The following is a 15,426-nucleotide window of genomic DNA, read 5'->3' as shown; positions in this document are numbered from 1 at the left end:
GATAACCATGACAGTTCCGGAAAATGGTCTGACGAACCACGAAGTGACAGTTTGTCTGGCTGGCGGTGCCGTTCTGGGGCCGTTCAATGCCACCTGGAGCAAGGATTCCGGGGGCGATGTGCGTGAACTGGTCCGCGAATACGACGCCTTCCTGCAGGGTGAAAAGCAGCACCGCTACAAATTCCATCTGCATGATACCTACACCAACACGGTTCATACCCTGATCCTGAATTTTGAACAGGTTACGGGCATCTGCGACCATGTCCGGCTCAGGTCCCAGGGCGGCGGTTGAGCCAGGGCCGGCCCTGGAGCGTACACGCCCAAAGCCCACGAGCAAATGGACGGACAGGAGGGAATATGAGCGAATTTAGAACGGAAACGGACAGCCTCGGGGACGTCCAGGTACCTGCAGATGCGCTCTGGGGCGCGCAAACCCAGCGTGCCGTGGAGAATTTTCCGGTCAGTGGTCAGCCAATGCCCCAGGCGTTCATTGCCGCTGTTGCGCAGATCAAGCGGGCAGCCGCAGAAGCCAACACCAGCCTGGGTCTGCTCGATAACGATCTCAGGGATGCCATTGCCCAGGCCTGTGAGGATATTGTGAAAGGCGAGTACGCCGATCAGTTTCCCGTGGACCGCTATCAGACCGGCTCCGGCACCAGCACCAACATGAATGTGAATGAGGTGATCGCCAGCATTGCCCGCAATGCAGGTTTCGAGGTGCACCCGAACGATCATGTGAACATGAGCCAGAGCTCGAACGATGTGATTCCGACGGCCATCCACGTGAGTGCAGTGATTGCGGCCAAGGAGAAGCTGCTGCCGGCGCTGTCGCATCTGTGCGGTGTGATCTACGAACAGGAGGCGGCATTCTCCAGCCAGGTGAAAACCGGTCGAACCCACCTGATGGATGCCATGCCGGTGACGCTGGGCCAGGAGCTGAAGACCTGGCGCGAACAGCTTCTGGCCGTTGAAAAGCGGGTAGAGGCCGCCGCTGATGAACTGTTGGCGGTACCCCAGGGCGGTACGGCAGTGGGTACCGGAATCAATGCGCTGCCGGAATTTTCCGGTCAGTTCGTCAAGTTCCTGCGGGCCAATACCGGTTATCCGTTTACGTCGCTCGATCACAAGTTTATCGGCCAGAGCGCGGTGGACGCCCCGGTGGCGCTGTCGGCGCAGCTGCGCGGTGCAGCCATTGTGCTCACCAAGATCGCCAACGATCTGCGCTGGATGAACAGTGGTCCGATTCACGGTCTGGCTGAAATCAGTCTTCCGGCATTGCAGCCGGGGAGCAGCATCATGCCGGGCAAGGTCAATCCGGTGATCCCGGAATCCGTTGCCATGGTGGGCGCCCAGGTGATGGGGCTGGATAGCGCTGTGGCCATCGCCGGCCAGTCCGGTAATTTCCAGCTCAACGTGATGCTGCCCCTGGTGGGTGGGAACCTGCTGGATATGACCGATTTGCTCTCCAACGCGGCCATCATGCTGGCAGACAAAGCGATCAGGGACTTTACGGTCAATGCCGACAACCTCAATGCAGGGGTGGGCAAGAACCCGGTGCTGGTAACCGCGCTGAACCCGGAAATTGGTTACAGCCTGGCGGCAGACATCGCCAAAGAGGCCTACAAGACGGGGCGTCCGGTCATTGATGTGGCGGAGGAGCGCAGCGGCCTCAGCCGGGAACGGCTTGAGGAGTTGATGGACCCGCTCAAGCTGACCCGGGGCGGGATCGCCTGATCGGCCGTTTCAGAGAGGCGCAAACGCTTGCTGATCGTCCTGGAGCTGTTTTTGATGCTGGTGCTGGCCAACGGTACACCAGTGGTCGCTGCCGGATTGTTGAAAAACCGCTGGTCAGCGCCGGTTGATGGCGGAAGACTCTGGTCCGATGGCCGCCCAGTCTTCGGGGAAAGCAAAACCTGGCGTGGGGTGGTTTCCGGCGCACTCGCCTGTGCGGTGTTTGCGCTGTTTACCGGTCTGGGGTTCCTTTTCGGGCTTCTGTTCGGCCTGCTCGGGCTGGCTGGAGATATGCTGAGCAGCTTTATCAAGCGTCGGCTGGGTCTGGCCTCCAGCGCAAGGGCCATCGGTCTGGATCAGATTCCTGAAGCACTCCTGCCCATGTTGCTGGCCATGGCCTGGCTGCCGGTGAGTTTCTGGGTGGTGCTGATTGTGGTGGTGCTTTTTACCCTGTCCAACATTTTCGGCTCACCGCTGCTGTACCGCCTCGGGATCCGTCGGCAACCTCATTAATCCGGCCCACGGGTCAGGGTGTGAAGGGTGACTTCCGGTGGGCAGTTGAGCCGAACATTGACAACAGACGTGCCCGAACCGGGGGAGGTATAGCCCTGCATACCGTTCATTCGCCAGTAGCCTCGTCCGAGTGTTCGCGGGCAGTCAGAATCCAGGGTCACCGGTATGCCACCGGGCAGGCAGATCTGCCCGCCGTGGGTGTGACCACAGAGAAAGACGTCATAGCCCGCGTGGGCGGCCTCGCGCCAGATCTCCGGCGTGTGGCTGAGCAGAATGCTGGTGCCCCCTGCCGGGATCTTGTCACCGGCCTGGTGCAGGTTGTGGACTTTGAAGAAGTGGGCATCGTCGACGCCCGCCAGGTACAGGGTCTGGCCGTCGCGCTCAATGGGTGCCATTTCGTTCATTAACAGCTGGTAGCCCATGTCTTCCAGCGCCGGTACCATGCGAACGCTGTCGTGGTTACCCAGCACGGCGTAGGGTTTCCCCTTTATTCCATCCCGCAACCTTGCCATGCCGTCCAGGGCCCCCTCGATCGGGCCCCAGGTCAGTTTCCGGTAATCGCCGGTCAACACGCACAGGTCATAGTCCAGTGGTTCGATCTGGCGCAGCACTGCCTGCAGGTTGGCTTCGTCCATGTCCACGTGAAGATCGGTCAGGTGCAGAATGCGAAAGCCCTCAAAGGCCTCTGGCAGGCCGGGGAGGTGGAAGCGATTATGCACGGTGTTCAGACGTCGGCTATTGCTCTGGCCGCGGCCCCAGAGACCAACCATGCGCAGACAGGTGCGTATAAACCCGGGCGCCGTGGCCCAGTTTTCCAGATGGAAGGAGCTGTGATCCTGCCCGAATACCTTCGCTTCAGCCTCCCGTTCAATGCCGAGCCTCTGGCGGGCGTGAACAGGGCCGAGCCGCAGGCTCAGGCGGTACTCCAGGAGTTCGTCCTGGTTTTCCGGTGTGCGAGCCCTTGCCGTCATTTTTCTTCCTTTGTATGCCGAGCGGGGCATGGCCGATATGCAATGTGGCAAACCCTGACTCTCATTATGGATGGCCCTCGAAGGTATGCAACCAAAACGACATAATGTTCATGTTTGATGACATATTGGCAGGCCGGCAGCGCACCTTGGGTTCTTCCATGATGAGTTCGTGAAACGTCGGCGATGGCTCTCGGACAGTGCCTACGGAGAAGTCGTGGCCCTTTGCCAGCTGTTGCCTGGTCCGGCGTCCAGCCAGGTGGGCCTGACCATCGGATTCCTGCGCGGCCATTACCGCGGTGCCTTCGCCGCGTGGCTGGGATTTACCCTGCCATCGGCGCTGATCATGATCAGCTTCGCGCTGGGGTTGAGCGCCTGGCCCGAGGCCGGCAGTGGCGGTTGGATACACGGCCTCAAACTGTTTGTTGTGGCGGTGGTGGCCCAGGCCGTCTGGCAGATGGGGCGAACCCTGTGTCCGGACCGTCCCCGAATCGCCATGGCTTTGCTGGTTGCCGTGAGTCTCCTGATGATCGGCGAAACCTGGATGCAGATATTGGCCCTGGCCATCGCCGGAGCTGTCGGTTCTGTTGTGCAGTTGGGGAGCAGTGCGGCATCCGAGCCGCTGCAGGTGCCTTTGCAATCCCGGAAGCCTGCGCTTTTTGCCGTGGCTTTTGCGGTCCTGTTGCTGGTTTCTTTCCTGCCACAGGCGACAGGTAGCCTCGGCTGGATCGCTGCGGAAATGTACCGGGCCGGCGCGTTGGTGCTGGTTCTCTGGTTGTGTCTGGCCGTATGGCGGGTGCCGGTCTGGCTGCTGGCGCCGCTGAGTGCGCTGGGCGGGGTGATCCTGCTGCCTTGAACAGCGTACATATAAGCCGGCTCACGCCGGCGGGTACAAGGGTTGGCAAATCCGCAGGTTTCCAGCCACAATCGGGCCGTTACAGGCAGAAAACGTGAACGCAGAGGTCATCATGACGACATCGTGCAGTATTCCGGGTCTCAACGTTCCGCGCAGCCGCTTTCCCGACCCCGAGCAGGATCTGCCAGCGGCAGAAGGTGAGCAGCGGGTTGTGCTGGCGGGCGGCTGCTTCTGGTGTGTGGAGGCGGTTTTCCTGGCAATGGATGGCGTCACCAGCGTCCAATCCGGTTACGCTGGCGGTCATGCCAGTTCCGCCAATTACGAGGCCGTATGCTCGGGTACTACCGGCCACGCCGAAGTGGTGGATGTCCACTATGATCCTGCCAAGGTCAGTTTTGGCGAGCTGCTCAAGGTATTCTTCTCGGTTGCCCATGATCCCACCCAGTTGAATCGCCAGGGTAATGACCGGGGCACCCAGTACCGCTCGGCGGTATTTTATGAAACGGCGGAACAGCGGCGAGTGGCCGAGGCCTACATCCATCAGCTCAATCAGGCCGGGGTATATCCGGATCCGATAGTAACCACTCTGGAACCGCTCGAAGCGTTTTATCCCGCCGAGGAATATCACCAGAATTTTGCGGCCCGGAACCCCTATCAGCCATACATCATGGCCGTGGCCGCGCCGAAAATGGAAAAGCTCGTAGACAGCTATCCTGACCGCCTGAAGCCGGAATTTACAGACAACGACACAGGCAGTACAGCCTGAGGAGGCAGACCATGGGAGTGTCAAAGGCAGGCTATGACCTGACGCCATTGACTGAGGCGCAGGTTGAGGAAAAGGCCGCAGATCTGACATCGGAAGAGCGACGTGTATTGCTGGACCATGGTACCGAGCATCCGTTCTGCGGGACCTTGCTGGATAACAAGAAAGCCGGAGTTTACCACTGCCGGCTCTGCGATCTGCCTCTGTTCAGTTCGGACTCGAAATTTGACTCGGGAACCGGCTGGCCAAGCTTCTTCCAGCCCTTTGATCCGGAACACATCCGGTACATCGAGGACACCAGCCTGGGTATGACCCGCACCGAAATCCGCTGTCCCAGATGTGACAGCCATCTTGGCCATGTTTTTCCCGATGGCCCGCCGCCAACCGGGCAGCGTTACTGCCTGAACTCGGTTGCCATGGTGTTTGAGGAAAACGCCTGAGAAGTGATGGGGCCGCCTGGCCCCCATTCTATTTACTGCCGCCTGTCACAGTGGCTACATAGTGTGCCACCGCCTGGATCTGTTCCTCGGACAGCGACTCGTTAAACGCGGGCATAATACCAACCCCGCTGGTGACGGCATTGGCCACCTGTTCCAGGGTTGGCTTGAGTTCATCCAGGTTCGGGCCGACGGCACCGGCTGAACCTGCGTCCGCGAGTGTGTGGCATATCGTGCAGGAGGGTTGTGCCTCCTGGGTGAAGACCTGCTTTCCTTTCTCCAGCTCACTGGCGACAACCAGTGAAGGTGGCCCGATCAGGGCTACCGCGAAAAATAATGCAGTTTTTCTCATGTTGTTGCTTTCCGTAAAGATCGGGGTCGACCTACTCCCGGCCGACCCGACCAGTCATCAACTGATGGCAACCGTAACTCCGTGGTCGCTCCAGCCATTGTGGCCGTAACCACGTTCATTCTCGACCCGGCCCTCAGGCTGGGTATTGCCCTCCACGTCTGTGGCCCGGCTGACAATCCGATGCTCTCCAGCGGTTAGATCGGCTGCCAGTACAAACGGCCGCCAGGCATAGGGACCCAGATCCGGGCCCAGGAAGCGAGCCTGTTTCCAGGTTTTGCCGCCATCCACGGAAACGTCGACTTTTTCCAGGGCAACGGTGCCACCAAAGGCCACACCGTAAATCATGTTTCGGCCGGCCCGACCGCTTTCCAGGGGAGCAGTCACCCAGGATTTAACGTTCATTTCCCACATGGAGGGCTGATCCGGGGCGCCTTTCACACCAACATCACGGATCCGGTAACCGGAGGCCTGGATCTTGGCGTCCGTCTGGTTTTCGGTGAAGGCGACGTTCTTGACGTACTTCACGTTGTTCACGCCGTAGTAACCCGGCACCACCATGCGCAGCGGGCCACCGTGGGTATGGGTCAGAGGCTCGTCGTTCATTTCCCAGGCCAGCAGGGCGCTTTCCATGGCTCGGGTGGGAACGGAGCGCTCGACGATCACGGTTTTCGGGTCCAGACCGTCAGGCAGTGTCTCGCCGCCGGTACTGGTGATGTAGCGTGCCCCTTCGACAGGACCGCCCAGAGCCTCTACAACGTCCTTCAATGGCACCCCGGTCCACATGATGCAACCAGCGGCGCCAACAGACCACTGGGTGCCACCTGCCCCGTGAGGGAAAAACGCCCGGCCGTTACCGGAACACTGCAGGACAGACGCAACGGTGGTTACGCCCATCTGCTTCAGGTCACCGACTGTCAGGGTTCTGGGGTTTTTGACGCCCTCGATCCGCACCTCCCAGACATCCGGGTTTTCAGTCACAGAGGCCGGTGGTGCCGGCAGGTTGTTGCGTACGAACAAACGGTCACTGGCGGTGATGACGCCGTTGCCGATGGCCCCCCGTTGGGTTTCCATGGTGTTGGTGCTGTGAACGATTAGGGCGTTGCGTTCTTTCCAGGCCGCGTAATCTGGCAGTGATTTTGGCTCATCGGCCTTGGCCAGGGGCGTAAACCCCAGCACGGAAACCGCCGCCATGGCGCCGGCGCTGCCAAGCAGCAGGGTGCGCCGGGTAGGGTTCTGGAGGCCCGGGTCATTCGGGCCACGCATCAGAGCTGTTTCCTGCTTCATGATCCGTCTCCTTTTTAGGGTTGTCGTTGGACGGTGGGACTGCTCTTTCGATTCTTTGGGGTTATATCCTTATATCTTATAGATAATGATCAAAAATTAATCAATGCTTTTGTGCGTTATCCAACGGGTTTTTCAGTCGCTATAATTCGCCGCTATTGAAATTCCCGGCAATGCCGGGAGCGAAACCGGGAAACAGAGAAGGGGCGCTGTGATGATTCGATTGAAGATGAATCCGCTAACGGAGTCGGCAACGCTTCTTCGGCGGGCAGGTGTGGTTCTTGGCAGTGTCGGACTAACCGCACTCTTCTCCCTGTTAGTGTTGCTACGGGCACTGTTCGGAAGGCTGAACCGGCCCATCGTTGATCAATACTGTCGGGAGTGGTCGGCGTCGCTGTTACGGCTGGTTCGTGCCAATCTGACGGTGCGAGGGCAGGTGCCAGATTTTGGTGATGGCCGGCGCTACATCATCCTGTGCACCCATGCCAGCCACTACGACATCCCGGTCACCTTCGTGTCGTTGCCGGGCTCCATCCGAATGCTGGCGAAGAAGGAACTGTTCAGTATTCCACTGCTGGGGCAGGCCATGCGTGCAGCTGAATTCCCCTCGGTGGACCGTTCCAACCGACAACGTGCCGTGCGAGACCTGGAAAAGGCCCGTGCCATGATGGAGAGCGGGATCGTGCTCTGGGCCGCACCTGAGGGGACCCGTTCACCGGACGGCAAGCTTCTGCCCTTCAAGAAAGGCTGTTTTCACCTGGCGCTGGATACTGAGGCGGTGATTGTGCCGGTGGCAGTGCGCGGCATTCATCGGGTGTTGCCGGCCCGGACCTGGCAAATCAACCTTGGCCAACCGGTGGACGTCCGGGTAGGTGAGCCTCTGGAAACGGCCGGAAAGACCAAGGCCGACCTGGATGAGGTGATGACCGAGGTGCGCGCAAGGCTGACGGAATTGCTGGGGGATGGTGAAGCCGGTTAGCACCGGCCTCACACAGTTAGGTCATATCAGGCGGTGCCTGCAGCCACCACCGTGGACAACAGATAACCGGTATAGGCAACGTAGACCAGTACCAGGATGCCGCCATCCACACGGCTTACCAGCTTGCGCCAGCCAGTCAGGCCGTAGCCCATCAGGAACAGGCCCACCGTAAGTGCCAGCATCAGGGTCCAGTCCCGGTAAAGCACTTCCGGATCCACCGCCAGGGGTTCGATAGCGGCAGCAAGCCCCACCACGGCCAGGGTGTTGAAGATGCCGGATCCCAGAATGTTGCCCAGGATGAGGTCGTGCTCGTTCTTCTTGACCGCCGCCAGGGCCGAGGCAAGCTCGGGAAGGGAGGTGCCGATGGCAACAATGGTCAGGCCGATCACCAGGTCGCTAACACCCAGGCTCTGTGCAATCGTGACTGCACCCCACACCAGCAGGCGGGAACTGACAATCAGCAGTACCAGGCCGATTACCAGCCAGATAACCGCGGTTTTGAGGGGCATGGGATGGGCGATGATCTCAGCATCGGCGTCACCGGCCAGGGGGTCGGCCTTGCCTCTCAGGCCCTGGTAGATGGACCAGCCCATGACTGCCGCGAAGACTGCCAGAAGCACCCAGCCATCCAGGCGCGAGAGTTGGCCGTCCAACAGTTGAACCCCGGCAATCAGAGTGAGCCCGATGAGTAGCGGCAACTCTTTTCGAATAACCTGGGAGTGCACCGCGATCGGGGCGATAACGGCGGTGAGGCCGACAATCAGGGCAATGTTGGTGATGTTAGAGCCATAGCCGTTACCCAGGGCTAGGCCAGGGTTGCCATCGGACGCAGCCATGGCGGAGACCGCCAGTTCTGGTGCCGAGGTGCCGAAACCGATAATCACCATGCCGATCAGAAGGGTGGGCATGCCCAGATGTTTGGCGGTCGCCGCAGCGCCCTCGACAAATTTGTCGGCACTCCAGACCAGCAGTACCAGGCCGGCGATGATTGCGCCAAATGCCATTAGCATAGATAGACCTCAGTTGATGAAACGTCCGAGCATGAAAACCCCGGCATAGCCAAGGGTGTAGGCTGCCAGGAGGTGTGCAAGATACCGCATATAGGCCGCAAAGGTCAGCCCCGGGACCTTGCTCATTGCCACGATGCCGGCGGCCGAACCGATCACCAGCAGCGAGCCGCCCACGCCCACGGCGTAAGTCAGTCCCATCCATTCGCCGGGACTCATGTCGATGCCGGCCTTCAGCAGTGCTGCCGTCAGCGGCACGTTATCGATCACCGCCGAGAAGATACCCATCAGGTAGTTTGCGTAAAGCGGTGGCAGGACATCGTAGATGGCCACCAGCGAGTCCAGTGCATGAATCTCCTTGAGCATGCCCACAAGCAGCAGGATGCCGAGGAAGAACAGCAGGGTTTCAAACTCGATGATACGGATGTATTCGAGAATCGGGTCCAGGTCCGAGTCGTCACTCATGAATCGCGATACCAGGAACATGATGGACAGGCCGAACAGAAAGGTCAGAACCGGTGGAATTCCGAACAGGGCATTGCCGGCGATCGTGCTCAGGATTGTTAACAAAAACAGTCCGCTGATGACCGCATCAACCCGTCGCACCGGGGTGGTGTTGGAACGAAGTGTCACGGTACCTGTCAGGCCCCTTGAGAGGAAGACAGCAAGGATGAAAACCGTAATCGAGGCCGGGATCGCGAGGGTCAGCAGAGTCAGTATTTCCACCTTTTCCGCGAGGAAAATCATCAGAGTGGTAACGTCGCCGGTGATCAGGGAAACGCCGCCTGAGTTGACCGCAAAAACCACCAGCGTGACGAACTGGATGCGCTTTTTCAGCTCCAGATCCAGCGACAGAATCAGGGAGCATGAGACTAAAGTGGCGGTGATATTGTCTGCCAAAGAGGAGAAAATGAAACAAAAAAGACCGGTCAGGAAAAGTAGCCGCCTCTCGCTTACCTGTTTCGGCATGATCAGGTAAATCACGTTTTCGATCATACCCTTCTTATTCAGGTAGGCGACGAATGTCATGGCTGCGACGAGAAACAGCCACAATCCGGCGATTTCGGCAATGCTCTCGGACAGGCCGGCGGAAATGGCAGACGTTTCATCCGGGCTATCACTGAACAGGAAGAGCAGCATCCAGCTCATGGTGCCAAAGAACAGCGTTACCTTGGCCTTGTTGATGTGGATGACGTCTTCAAATATGACGCCCAACAGCGCCAGAACCGCGAGAACAATCAGAATCGCATCAAGGGCAGACATTTGGGAAATCCCGTCCTGGTTTGTCAGAGTAGAGGCCGAAGCCGGCCAGACAGATCGTGCGGGCGGATTTTAGACCTTTGCCCCGAAGCAAACCACTGTTCGCAAGTGCACGTATCGGCAAGTGGAACCAGTAAAAGCCTGATAAGGGCGCAACGATTGACAATCGCAATTTATTATCCCGGCGAAAATCGGGATAATTGCGCGCACATTCAGACCGGAAGCAGACGGCGGCGCCGTTTACCTCGCGCCCGACCGGCTTCCGACAGGCCTCCTTGCTGATCGTGAGGGGGCAAAAAGGCTCAACACTAGCTAGGGTGAAAACCAATGGCCGTTAGACAGGCAGACGTAGTGCTGGTCGGTGGTGGCGTCATGAGCGCCACTCTCGGCATGATGCTCAGGCAGCTTGATCCGTCCCTGGACATCGTCATGGTGGAGCGTCTCGACCACGTTGCCCATGAGAGCACAGACGGATGGAATAACGCAGGTACCGGACACGCCGGATACTGTGAGCTTAACTACACCCCTGAAACCGACGATGGCGACGTGACCATCGATCGTGCCCTGCAGATCAACGCCCAGTTTGAGGTGTCCCTGCAGCTCTGGTCCTATCTGGTGGAGCAGGGCATTCTGCCGGAGCCATCCACCTTTATTAACCGCACGCCACACCAGAGCTTTGTCTGGGGTGAAAAGGACGTGGCCTTCCTCAAGCGCCGCTATGAGCGCCTGAGTGCCCATCACCTGTTCCGCGACATGGAATACACCGAGTCCCCGAAGGATCTCGAAGAATGGATGCCCCTGATCGTCAATAACCGGGACCCGATGCAGCGTGTTGCCGCGACCCGGATCAAGCACGGGTCGGATGTGGATTTCGGTTCTCTCACCCGCAGCATGGTGAGCTGGCTGGAAACCCAGCCGAACTTCGAGCTGATGCTCAGCTCGCCGGTGCACTACATTGACCAGCGGGACAACGGCCGCTGGAAGCTTCGCGTAAAGAACCAGAAGACCGGCGAGCTGACCAAGCTGGAAACCGGTTTTGTGTTCCTCGGGGCCGGTGGCGGTGCGTTGCCGCTGCTGCAGAAATCCGGTATCGAAGAAGCCCGGGGCTATGGCGGCTTCCCGGTCAGTGGTCAGTGGCTGGTGTGTGGCAAGCCCGACATCGTTCAGCAGCACGATTCCAAGGTGTACGGCAAGGCGCCGATCGGCGCGCCACCCATGTCGGTGCCGCACCTGGACACGCGTATCATCAACGGCGAGCCGGCCCTGTTGTTTGGCCCCTTTGCCGGTTTCACCACCCGCTTCCTCAAGCAAGGCTCCATCTTTGACCTGATCGGTTCGGTGAAATCCACCAACCTCAAGCCGATGCTCTCGGTGAGCAAGAGCAACATGGACCTGACCCGCTACCTGATCGGGGAAGTGTTCCAGTCCCACAGTGACCGGGTGGCCTCGCTGCGCAACTTCTTCCCGGACGCCATGGAAGAAGACTGGCAGCTGCGTATGGCCGGCCAGCGGGTGCAGATCATCAAGCAGGTTGATGGCGGCGGTGGCAAGCTCGAGTTCGGCACCGAAATCGTGGCGGCCAAGGACGGGACGCTGGCAGCATTGCTTGGTGCCTCACCCGGGGCCTCAACAGCAGCCAACGCCATGATCAACGTAATCGAGCGCTGCTTCCCGGAAAAGATCAAGACGCCGGAGTGGCAGGAGCGAATGAAAGAACTGGTGCCGTCCTACGGCCACTCCCTGGTTGAAGACGAAGCACTGCTGACCAAAGTTCGCGAGAGGACCCTGTCTACCCTGCAATTGGGCTGATATTCCCAAACGATCTAAGAAACCGAAAGGCACTGCGAGCACTGGGTTTTATCCCGCTGATCGCGGTGCTTTTCGCGTTCTAGAGGGGGGCGAAATTTGCGATTTCACAGCTACCGCGTAGGGTTATAAGGCAACCCTTATGAAAGGAGAGAGCCTGTGAGTGAGCAAAAGTACAATCCTGAGAAAGGGTATATTGCGCTGTTGGGCTGGAGCCTGAATGCGGTGGAAGCGGCCGACAAATTTGACCGTCGCTATGTTGTCGTGGCACCGGATTGGGCCGAAGCCTACTGCGAAGAGCATGACATCCCCTACGTGCCCTGGAATTTTGAGCGTCTGAACGACCGCTCTGTGGAGATTGCACAGACCCTCAAGGAGATGGGCGTTGACGTTGCCATCCCGTTGTTTGAGGAAACCGTGGAGTGGGCCGGTGCCATCAACTCGGTGTTGATGGACAAGCCGCGTCTGTTCGGTCAGGCCATGTTGCTGCGTGACAAGGCGCTGATGAAGCGCCGGGCCCAGCTCGGTGGCATCCGGGTGGGTATCTTCGAGGAGGCCCACGATAAGGGCGACGTTATCCGGTTCCTGAAGCGGGTAAATCAGACCCTGCTGAAACTGGATGGCGACCCCAACGACCCGATCCACCTCAAGGCGTTCGACAAGGCCGGCTGTCTTGGCCACCGGGTGATCCGCACGCCGGACGAAGTGGACACCATCCCGGAAGAAGAATTTCCGGTTCTGATGGAGTCGCACCTGGATGGCTGGGAGTTTGCGGTCGAGGCCTGGATCCACAACGGCAAGATCGCCTTCCTGAATATCTCCGAGTATGTGACCCTGGGCTACTCCGTGTTCGTCCCGGCAACACCCGACCTTGAGAAATACCGGGACCAGATCCGGGGTGAAATCGAGAAGCTGATCAAGACCTTTGATATCGAGTTCGGATTTATCCATCCTGAGTATTTCGTAACCAGCGACCGAACCATGTACTTTGGCGAGGTGGCCTATCGTCCGCCGGGCTTCAAGGTGTTCGAGTTGCTGGAGAAGGCCTATGGCTTCAACGCCTATCAAGGACTGATTCTGGCCTTCGATCCGAAAACCACCGAAGAAGAAATCAAAGCCTTCTTCCCGAAAGAAGTGGTGGATGCCAAGGGTTATGCCGGCTGCTTCGGGGTGTATCCGCGTCGCCGGGTGGTCAGCAGACTGGAGATCCCGGAAGAGACCGAAAATCACGAGTATTTCGAATCTCACGAGCTGACGCCGCCGCTGGAAGAAACCGTTACCAAGCGTACTGCGTTCGGTACCCACTGGGGTCTGGTGTATTTCTTCGGTGAGGATCCTTACGTCATGCGGGACCTCCTGAAACATCAGGAAGACCTCGATTTCTATGTATAATCAGGAGAAGCATTAACAACAAACGGGTTTGGTGCCAGGCCCTGAGGATTATCGTTTGAACGATCACCAACCGGGCAGCGCAACGCCAGCTGTGAATTTCGACAAGCTGGTGCAACGGCTGGATGACGCGATCCAGGCCATGGAAGAGAGCCGGCCCTTCGCAAGGGCCGGCAAGCTTCCGCGCGTACTGGATACTGCCCGACGGGTCCTGCTGCAGCCTGGTGGCTGCCAGGTTATCGAGGAGCGCGCCGAACGCCTCGAACTGGCCGGCGTGTTCGCCGGTACGGACTGGGCCGAACCCGGTATTCTTCTCCCCACACTGACAACCCATTCGCTGCAAAGCCAGAGTGCCGACACCGTGGTCATTGAGGCTTTCAGCGAACTGCGGTTGCTTGCCGTGGCCCGAGGCCACTATCTGCATCCCTCGGTATCGGCCGAACAGGCGCACCACTACCTGACTCAGGTCCTGGCCATCAACCTGGGCCTGTTGTTCGGCATGACCGGTGAAGCCGAGCGGGAGCAGGGCAAGCTCGCGCTGATCAGTCAGGCTGTGGTCCAGTACGTTGCTGATCACATCGGCTACGAGCATGTGATCGACAGTCTGATCGAAGAAATCTGGCGGATTCTTGAGCAACGCCCGATCCAGGTGACCGACGTGCGCCGCATGATCACCCAGATTGCTTTGTGCCGGGCGGATCCGCAGGCCGATCTTGGTGGTGCTGGCCGGGGTGCGGACCGGCTGATTTCCAGCCTCTACGGGCCCACCCGGGCCTGCAGCGAAGATCCCGGAACCGTGGTTTACCAGCAGCGGCTGGAAACCATGGATGCCCAGGCCCTGCAGAACGAAGCCACCGGGTTCGCACGTTCCATGCACGACACCGGATTGGTGTCGCCCTACCACGCCGCGTTCATCCGATTCATTCTTGCAGATCAGGACACCTTGCTGAGCGAGGCGCTGGGTCTGTCCAGTACCGGCAGAGATTGCCTGATGTGTTACCGGGAGCTGGTTCACACCCTGATTAACGAAGGCATCTATCCGGAAACGGCCCAGGGCATTTATGGCCTGGCGCTGCTGCTGGAGCGGGGCATTCTCTATCAACCTCCGGTAGCGCCTGGTCTTTGGCGTCAGGCCCGTCTGTCCCTCTGCCCCCACGCCCGGGAACGCCTTGAGCTGGCCTATGGCTACCAGCCACAACCCGGTGCCTGGCTGATCCAGGGCGTGCTGAACATGCTCGGGCAGCCCCTGGGTGTAGGGCAGGGCAATAACCCCACTTGCCAGTCGGCCCGCGCCTTGTCTATGTGGGCCTACAACGATCCGGACTATCTGTTGCAGATGGTGGCCTGGGCCGCCCGTGATAACGAGATCGTCATGCACTTCGAGGGCCAGCCAGTGTCATCGGCCCGGAGTGTCGGTGGCGTGGCTTCCGAGGTAACACTCGATCTGGATCCGGTTTCGCTGGTGGTGGTGCCACACCTGGATCGCATTTATGTGGAGATGGGCCGATTGTGTGTCGGGCGCGAGGGTGATCCCCATAAATGGGTAAACCCGGAATTTCACGGCTGGTCCGCCGGGCGTGGGTTTGCCATCAACGTCGATGTGGCTACTGGCAAACTGCACGATCTGGAAGGCTTTATCCGCCATTTCTACGCCAGCTATCACCCCTACTACAACGGCAATCAGCCACTGATTCACCCGCAGCCTGCGGGCATCGCCGTTACCGACAGTGCCGCGAGGTTTATCGGCTGGCACGCCATTACCATTCTCCGGGCCGCGCTGGACCCGGATGGCGAGATGCGGATTTACTTTTTCAATCCCAACAACGACAGTGGCCAGAACTGGGGCGACGGCGTCAAGGTAAGTACCTCCGGCAACGGCGAGCGTTTTGGCGAGTCGTCGCTGCCTTTCGAGCAGTTCACATCGCGGCTGTATATCTTCCATTATGATCCCCTGGAGCGGGGCGAGCCTGCGGAAGTGAACGAAGACGCCCTCCGGCGCGTAACAGAGGGTGTGTATCGCAGCTGGGGTCAGGATCGCGTACCGGCAGAGGCCCTTCAGGCGGAGCCGCCAAGAACCGATTGAT

15 protein-coding genes are annotated in these 15,426 nt (G+C 59.3%); 10 read left to right on the top strand and 5 right to left on the bottom strand.

What is annotated here, in order from left to right; genetic code table 11:
- The first annotated feature begins 7 nt into the window (after positions 1–7).
- The 3 genes from SIC15_RS17400 (at position 8) to SIC15_RS17390 (ending at position 2,244) form a co-directional block, all read left to right on the top strand.
- Entirely contained in the window at positions 8–292 is a 285-nt protein-coding gene (locus tag SIC15_RS17400) for a hypothetical protein (protein ID WP_069182785.1), read from the top strand.
- Between the two features lie 65 nt (positions 293–357).
- Positions 358–1,734: a class II fumarate hydratase gene (locus SIC15_RS17395; protein ID WP_069181945.1), complete on the top strand. Its 1,377-nt coding sequence runs from the start codon at positions 358–360 to the stop codon at positions 1,732–1,734.
- Positions 1,735–1,761: 27 nt separating this feature from the next.
- Positions 1,762–2,244, top strand: a complete 483-nt coding sequence (locus tag SIC15_RS17390; RefSeq protein WP_222465401.1) for a CDP-archaeol synthase — start codon at positions 1,762–1,764, stop codon at positions 2,242–2,244.
- Here SIC15_RS17390 and SIC15_RS17385 read toward each other — a convergent pair.
- Positions 2,241–3,215: a metallophosphoesterase gene (locus tag SIC15_RS17385; RefSeq protein ID WP_069181943.1), complete on the bottom strand. Its 975-nt coding sequence runs from the start codon at positions 3,213–3,215 to the stop codon at positions 2,241–2,243. The genes SIC15_RS17390 and SIC15_RS17385 overlap by 4 nt on opposite strands.
- Before the next feature lie 124 nt (positions 3,216–3,339).
- Here SIC15_RS17385 and SIC15_RS17380 point away from each other — a divergent pair, with 124 nt between their 5' ends.
- From SIC15_RS17380 to msrB, 3 genes are all read left to right on the top strand, one after another.
- On the top strand, positions 3,340–4,068 hold the full coding sequence (locus tag SIC15_RS17380) for a chromate transporter (protein ID WP_412537630.1): 729 nt from the start codon (positions 3,340–3,342) through the stop codon (positions 4,066–4,068).
- A 112-nt stretch (positions 4,069–4,180) separates the two neighbouring features.
- Positions 4,181–4,834 carry a peptide-methionine (S)-S-oxide reductase MsrA gene (msrA, locus tag SIC15_RS17375; RefSeq protein WP_069182784.1) on the top strand — a complete coding sequence of 218 codons (654 nt, stop codon included), beginning with the start codon at positions 4,181–4,183 and terminating at the stop codon, positions 4,832–4,834.
- A gap of 11 nt (positions 4,835–4,845) precedes the next feature.
- On the top strand, positions 4,846–5,271 hold the full coding sequence (gene msrB, locus SIC15_RS17370) for a peptide-methionine (R)-S-oxide reductase MsrB (RefSeq protein ID WP_069181941.1): 426 nt from the start codon (positions 4,846–4,848) through the stop codon (positions 5,269–5,271).
- A 28-nt stretch (positions 5,272–5,299) separates the two neighbouring features.
- Here the strand turns inward: msrB and SIC15_RS17365 are convergent, their stop codons facing one another.
- Positions 5,300–5,620 carry a c-type cytochrome gene (locus SIC15_RS17365; protein WP_377949439.1) on the bottom strand — a complete coding sequence of 107 codons (321 nt, stop codon included), beginning with the start codon at positions 5,618–5,620 and terminating at the stop codon, positions 5,300–5,302.
- A 57-nt stretch (positions 5,621–5,677) separates the two neighbouring features.
- The gene (locus SIC15_RS17360; RefSeq protein ID WP_412536548.1) at positions 5,678–6,904 is read right to left on the bottom strand and encodes a sulfite oxidase; all 1,227 of its coding nucleotides are present in this window, start codon (positions 6,902–6,904) and stop codon (positions 5,678–5,680) included.
- Between the two features lie 211 nt (positions 6,905–7,115).
- Here SIC15_RS17360 and SIC15_RS17355 point away from each other — a divergent pair, with 211 nt between their 5' ends.
- A complete protein-coding gene (locus SIC15_RS17355; RefSeq protein ID WP_412536547.1) occupies positions 7,116–7,880 on the top strand; it encodes a lysophospholipid acyltransferase family protein in 765 nt (254 codons plus the stop codon).
- 26 nt (positions 7,881–7,906) lie between these two features.
- Here SIC15_RS17355 and SIC15_RS17350 read toward each other — a convergent pair whose 3' ends face one another.
- Both SIC15_RS17350 and nhaD read right to left on the bottom strand, forming a co-directional pair.
- The gene (locus SIC15_RS17350; protein WP_174805015.1) at positions 7,907–8,890 is read right to left on the bottom strand and encodes a calcium/sodium antiporter; all 984 of its coding nucleotides are present in this window, start codon (positions 8,888–8,890) and stop codon (positions 7,907–7,909) included.
- Between the two features lie 9 nt (positions 8,891–8,899).
- A complete protein-coding gene (gene nhaD, locus SIC15_RS17345; RefSeq protein ID WP_412536546.1) occupies positions 8,900–10,150 on the bottom strand; it encodes a sodium:proton antiporter NhaD in 1,251 nt (416 codons plus the stop codon).
- Between the two features lie 324 nt (positions 10,151–10,474).
- Between nhaD and mqo the strand changes: the two genes are divergently transcribed.
- From mqo to SIC15_RS17330, 3 genes are all read left to right on the top strand, one after another.
- Positions 10,475–11,956 (top strand): malate dehydrogenase (quinone), encoded by a 1,482-nt coding sequence (mqo, locus tag SIC15_RS17340; RefSeq protein ID WP_136629243.1) that lies wholly within the window; start codon positions 10,475–10,477, stop codon positions 11,954–11,956.
- Positions 11,957–12,112: 156 nt separating this feature from the next.
- The gene (locus tag SIC15_RS17335) at positions 12,113–13,345 is read left to right on the top strand and encodes an ATP-grasp domain-containing protein (protein ID WP_136629244.1); all 1,233 of its coding nucleotides are present in this window, start codon (positions 12,113–12,115) and stop codon (positions 13,343–13,345) included.
- 55 nt (positions 13,346–13,400) lie between these two features.
- Entirely contained in the window at positions 13,401–15,425 is a 2,025-nt protein-coding gene (locus SIC15_RS17330) for a hypothetical protein (protein WP_412536545.1), read from the top strand.
- Position 15,426 lies beyond the last annotated feature (1 nt).

Source organism: Marinobacter sp. MIT932201 (assembly GCF_047123295.1).
GTDB lineage: Bacteria > Pseudomonadota > Gammaproteobacteria > Pseudomonadales > Oleiphilaceae > Marinobacter > Marinobacter salsuginis.
The sequence above is the reverse complement of the archived record's forward strand: the minus strand, read 5'-3'. Positions and strand labels throughout refer to the sequence as shown.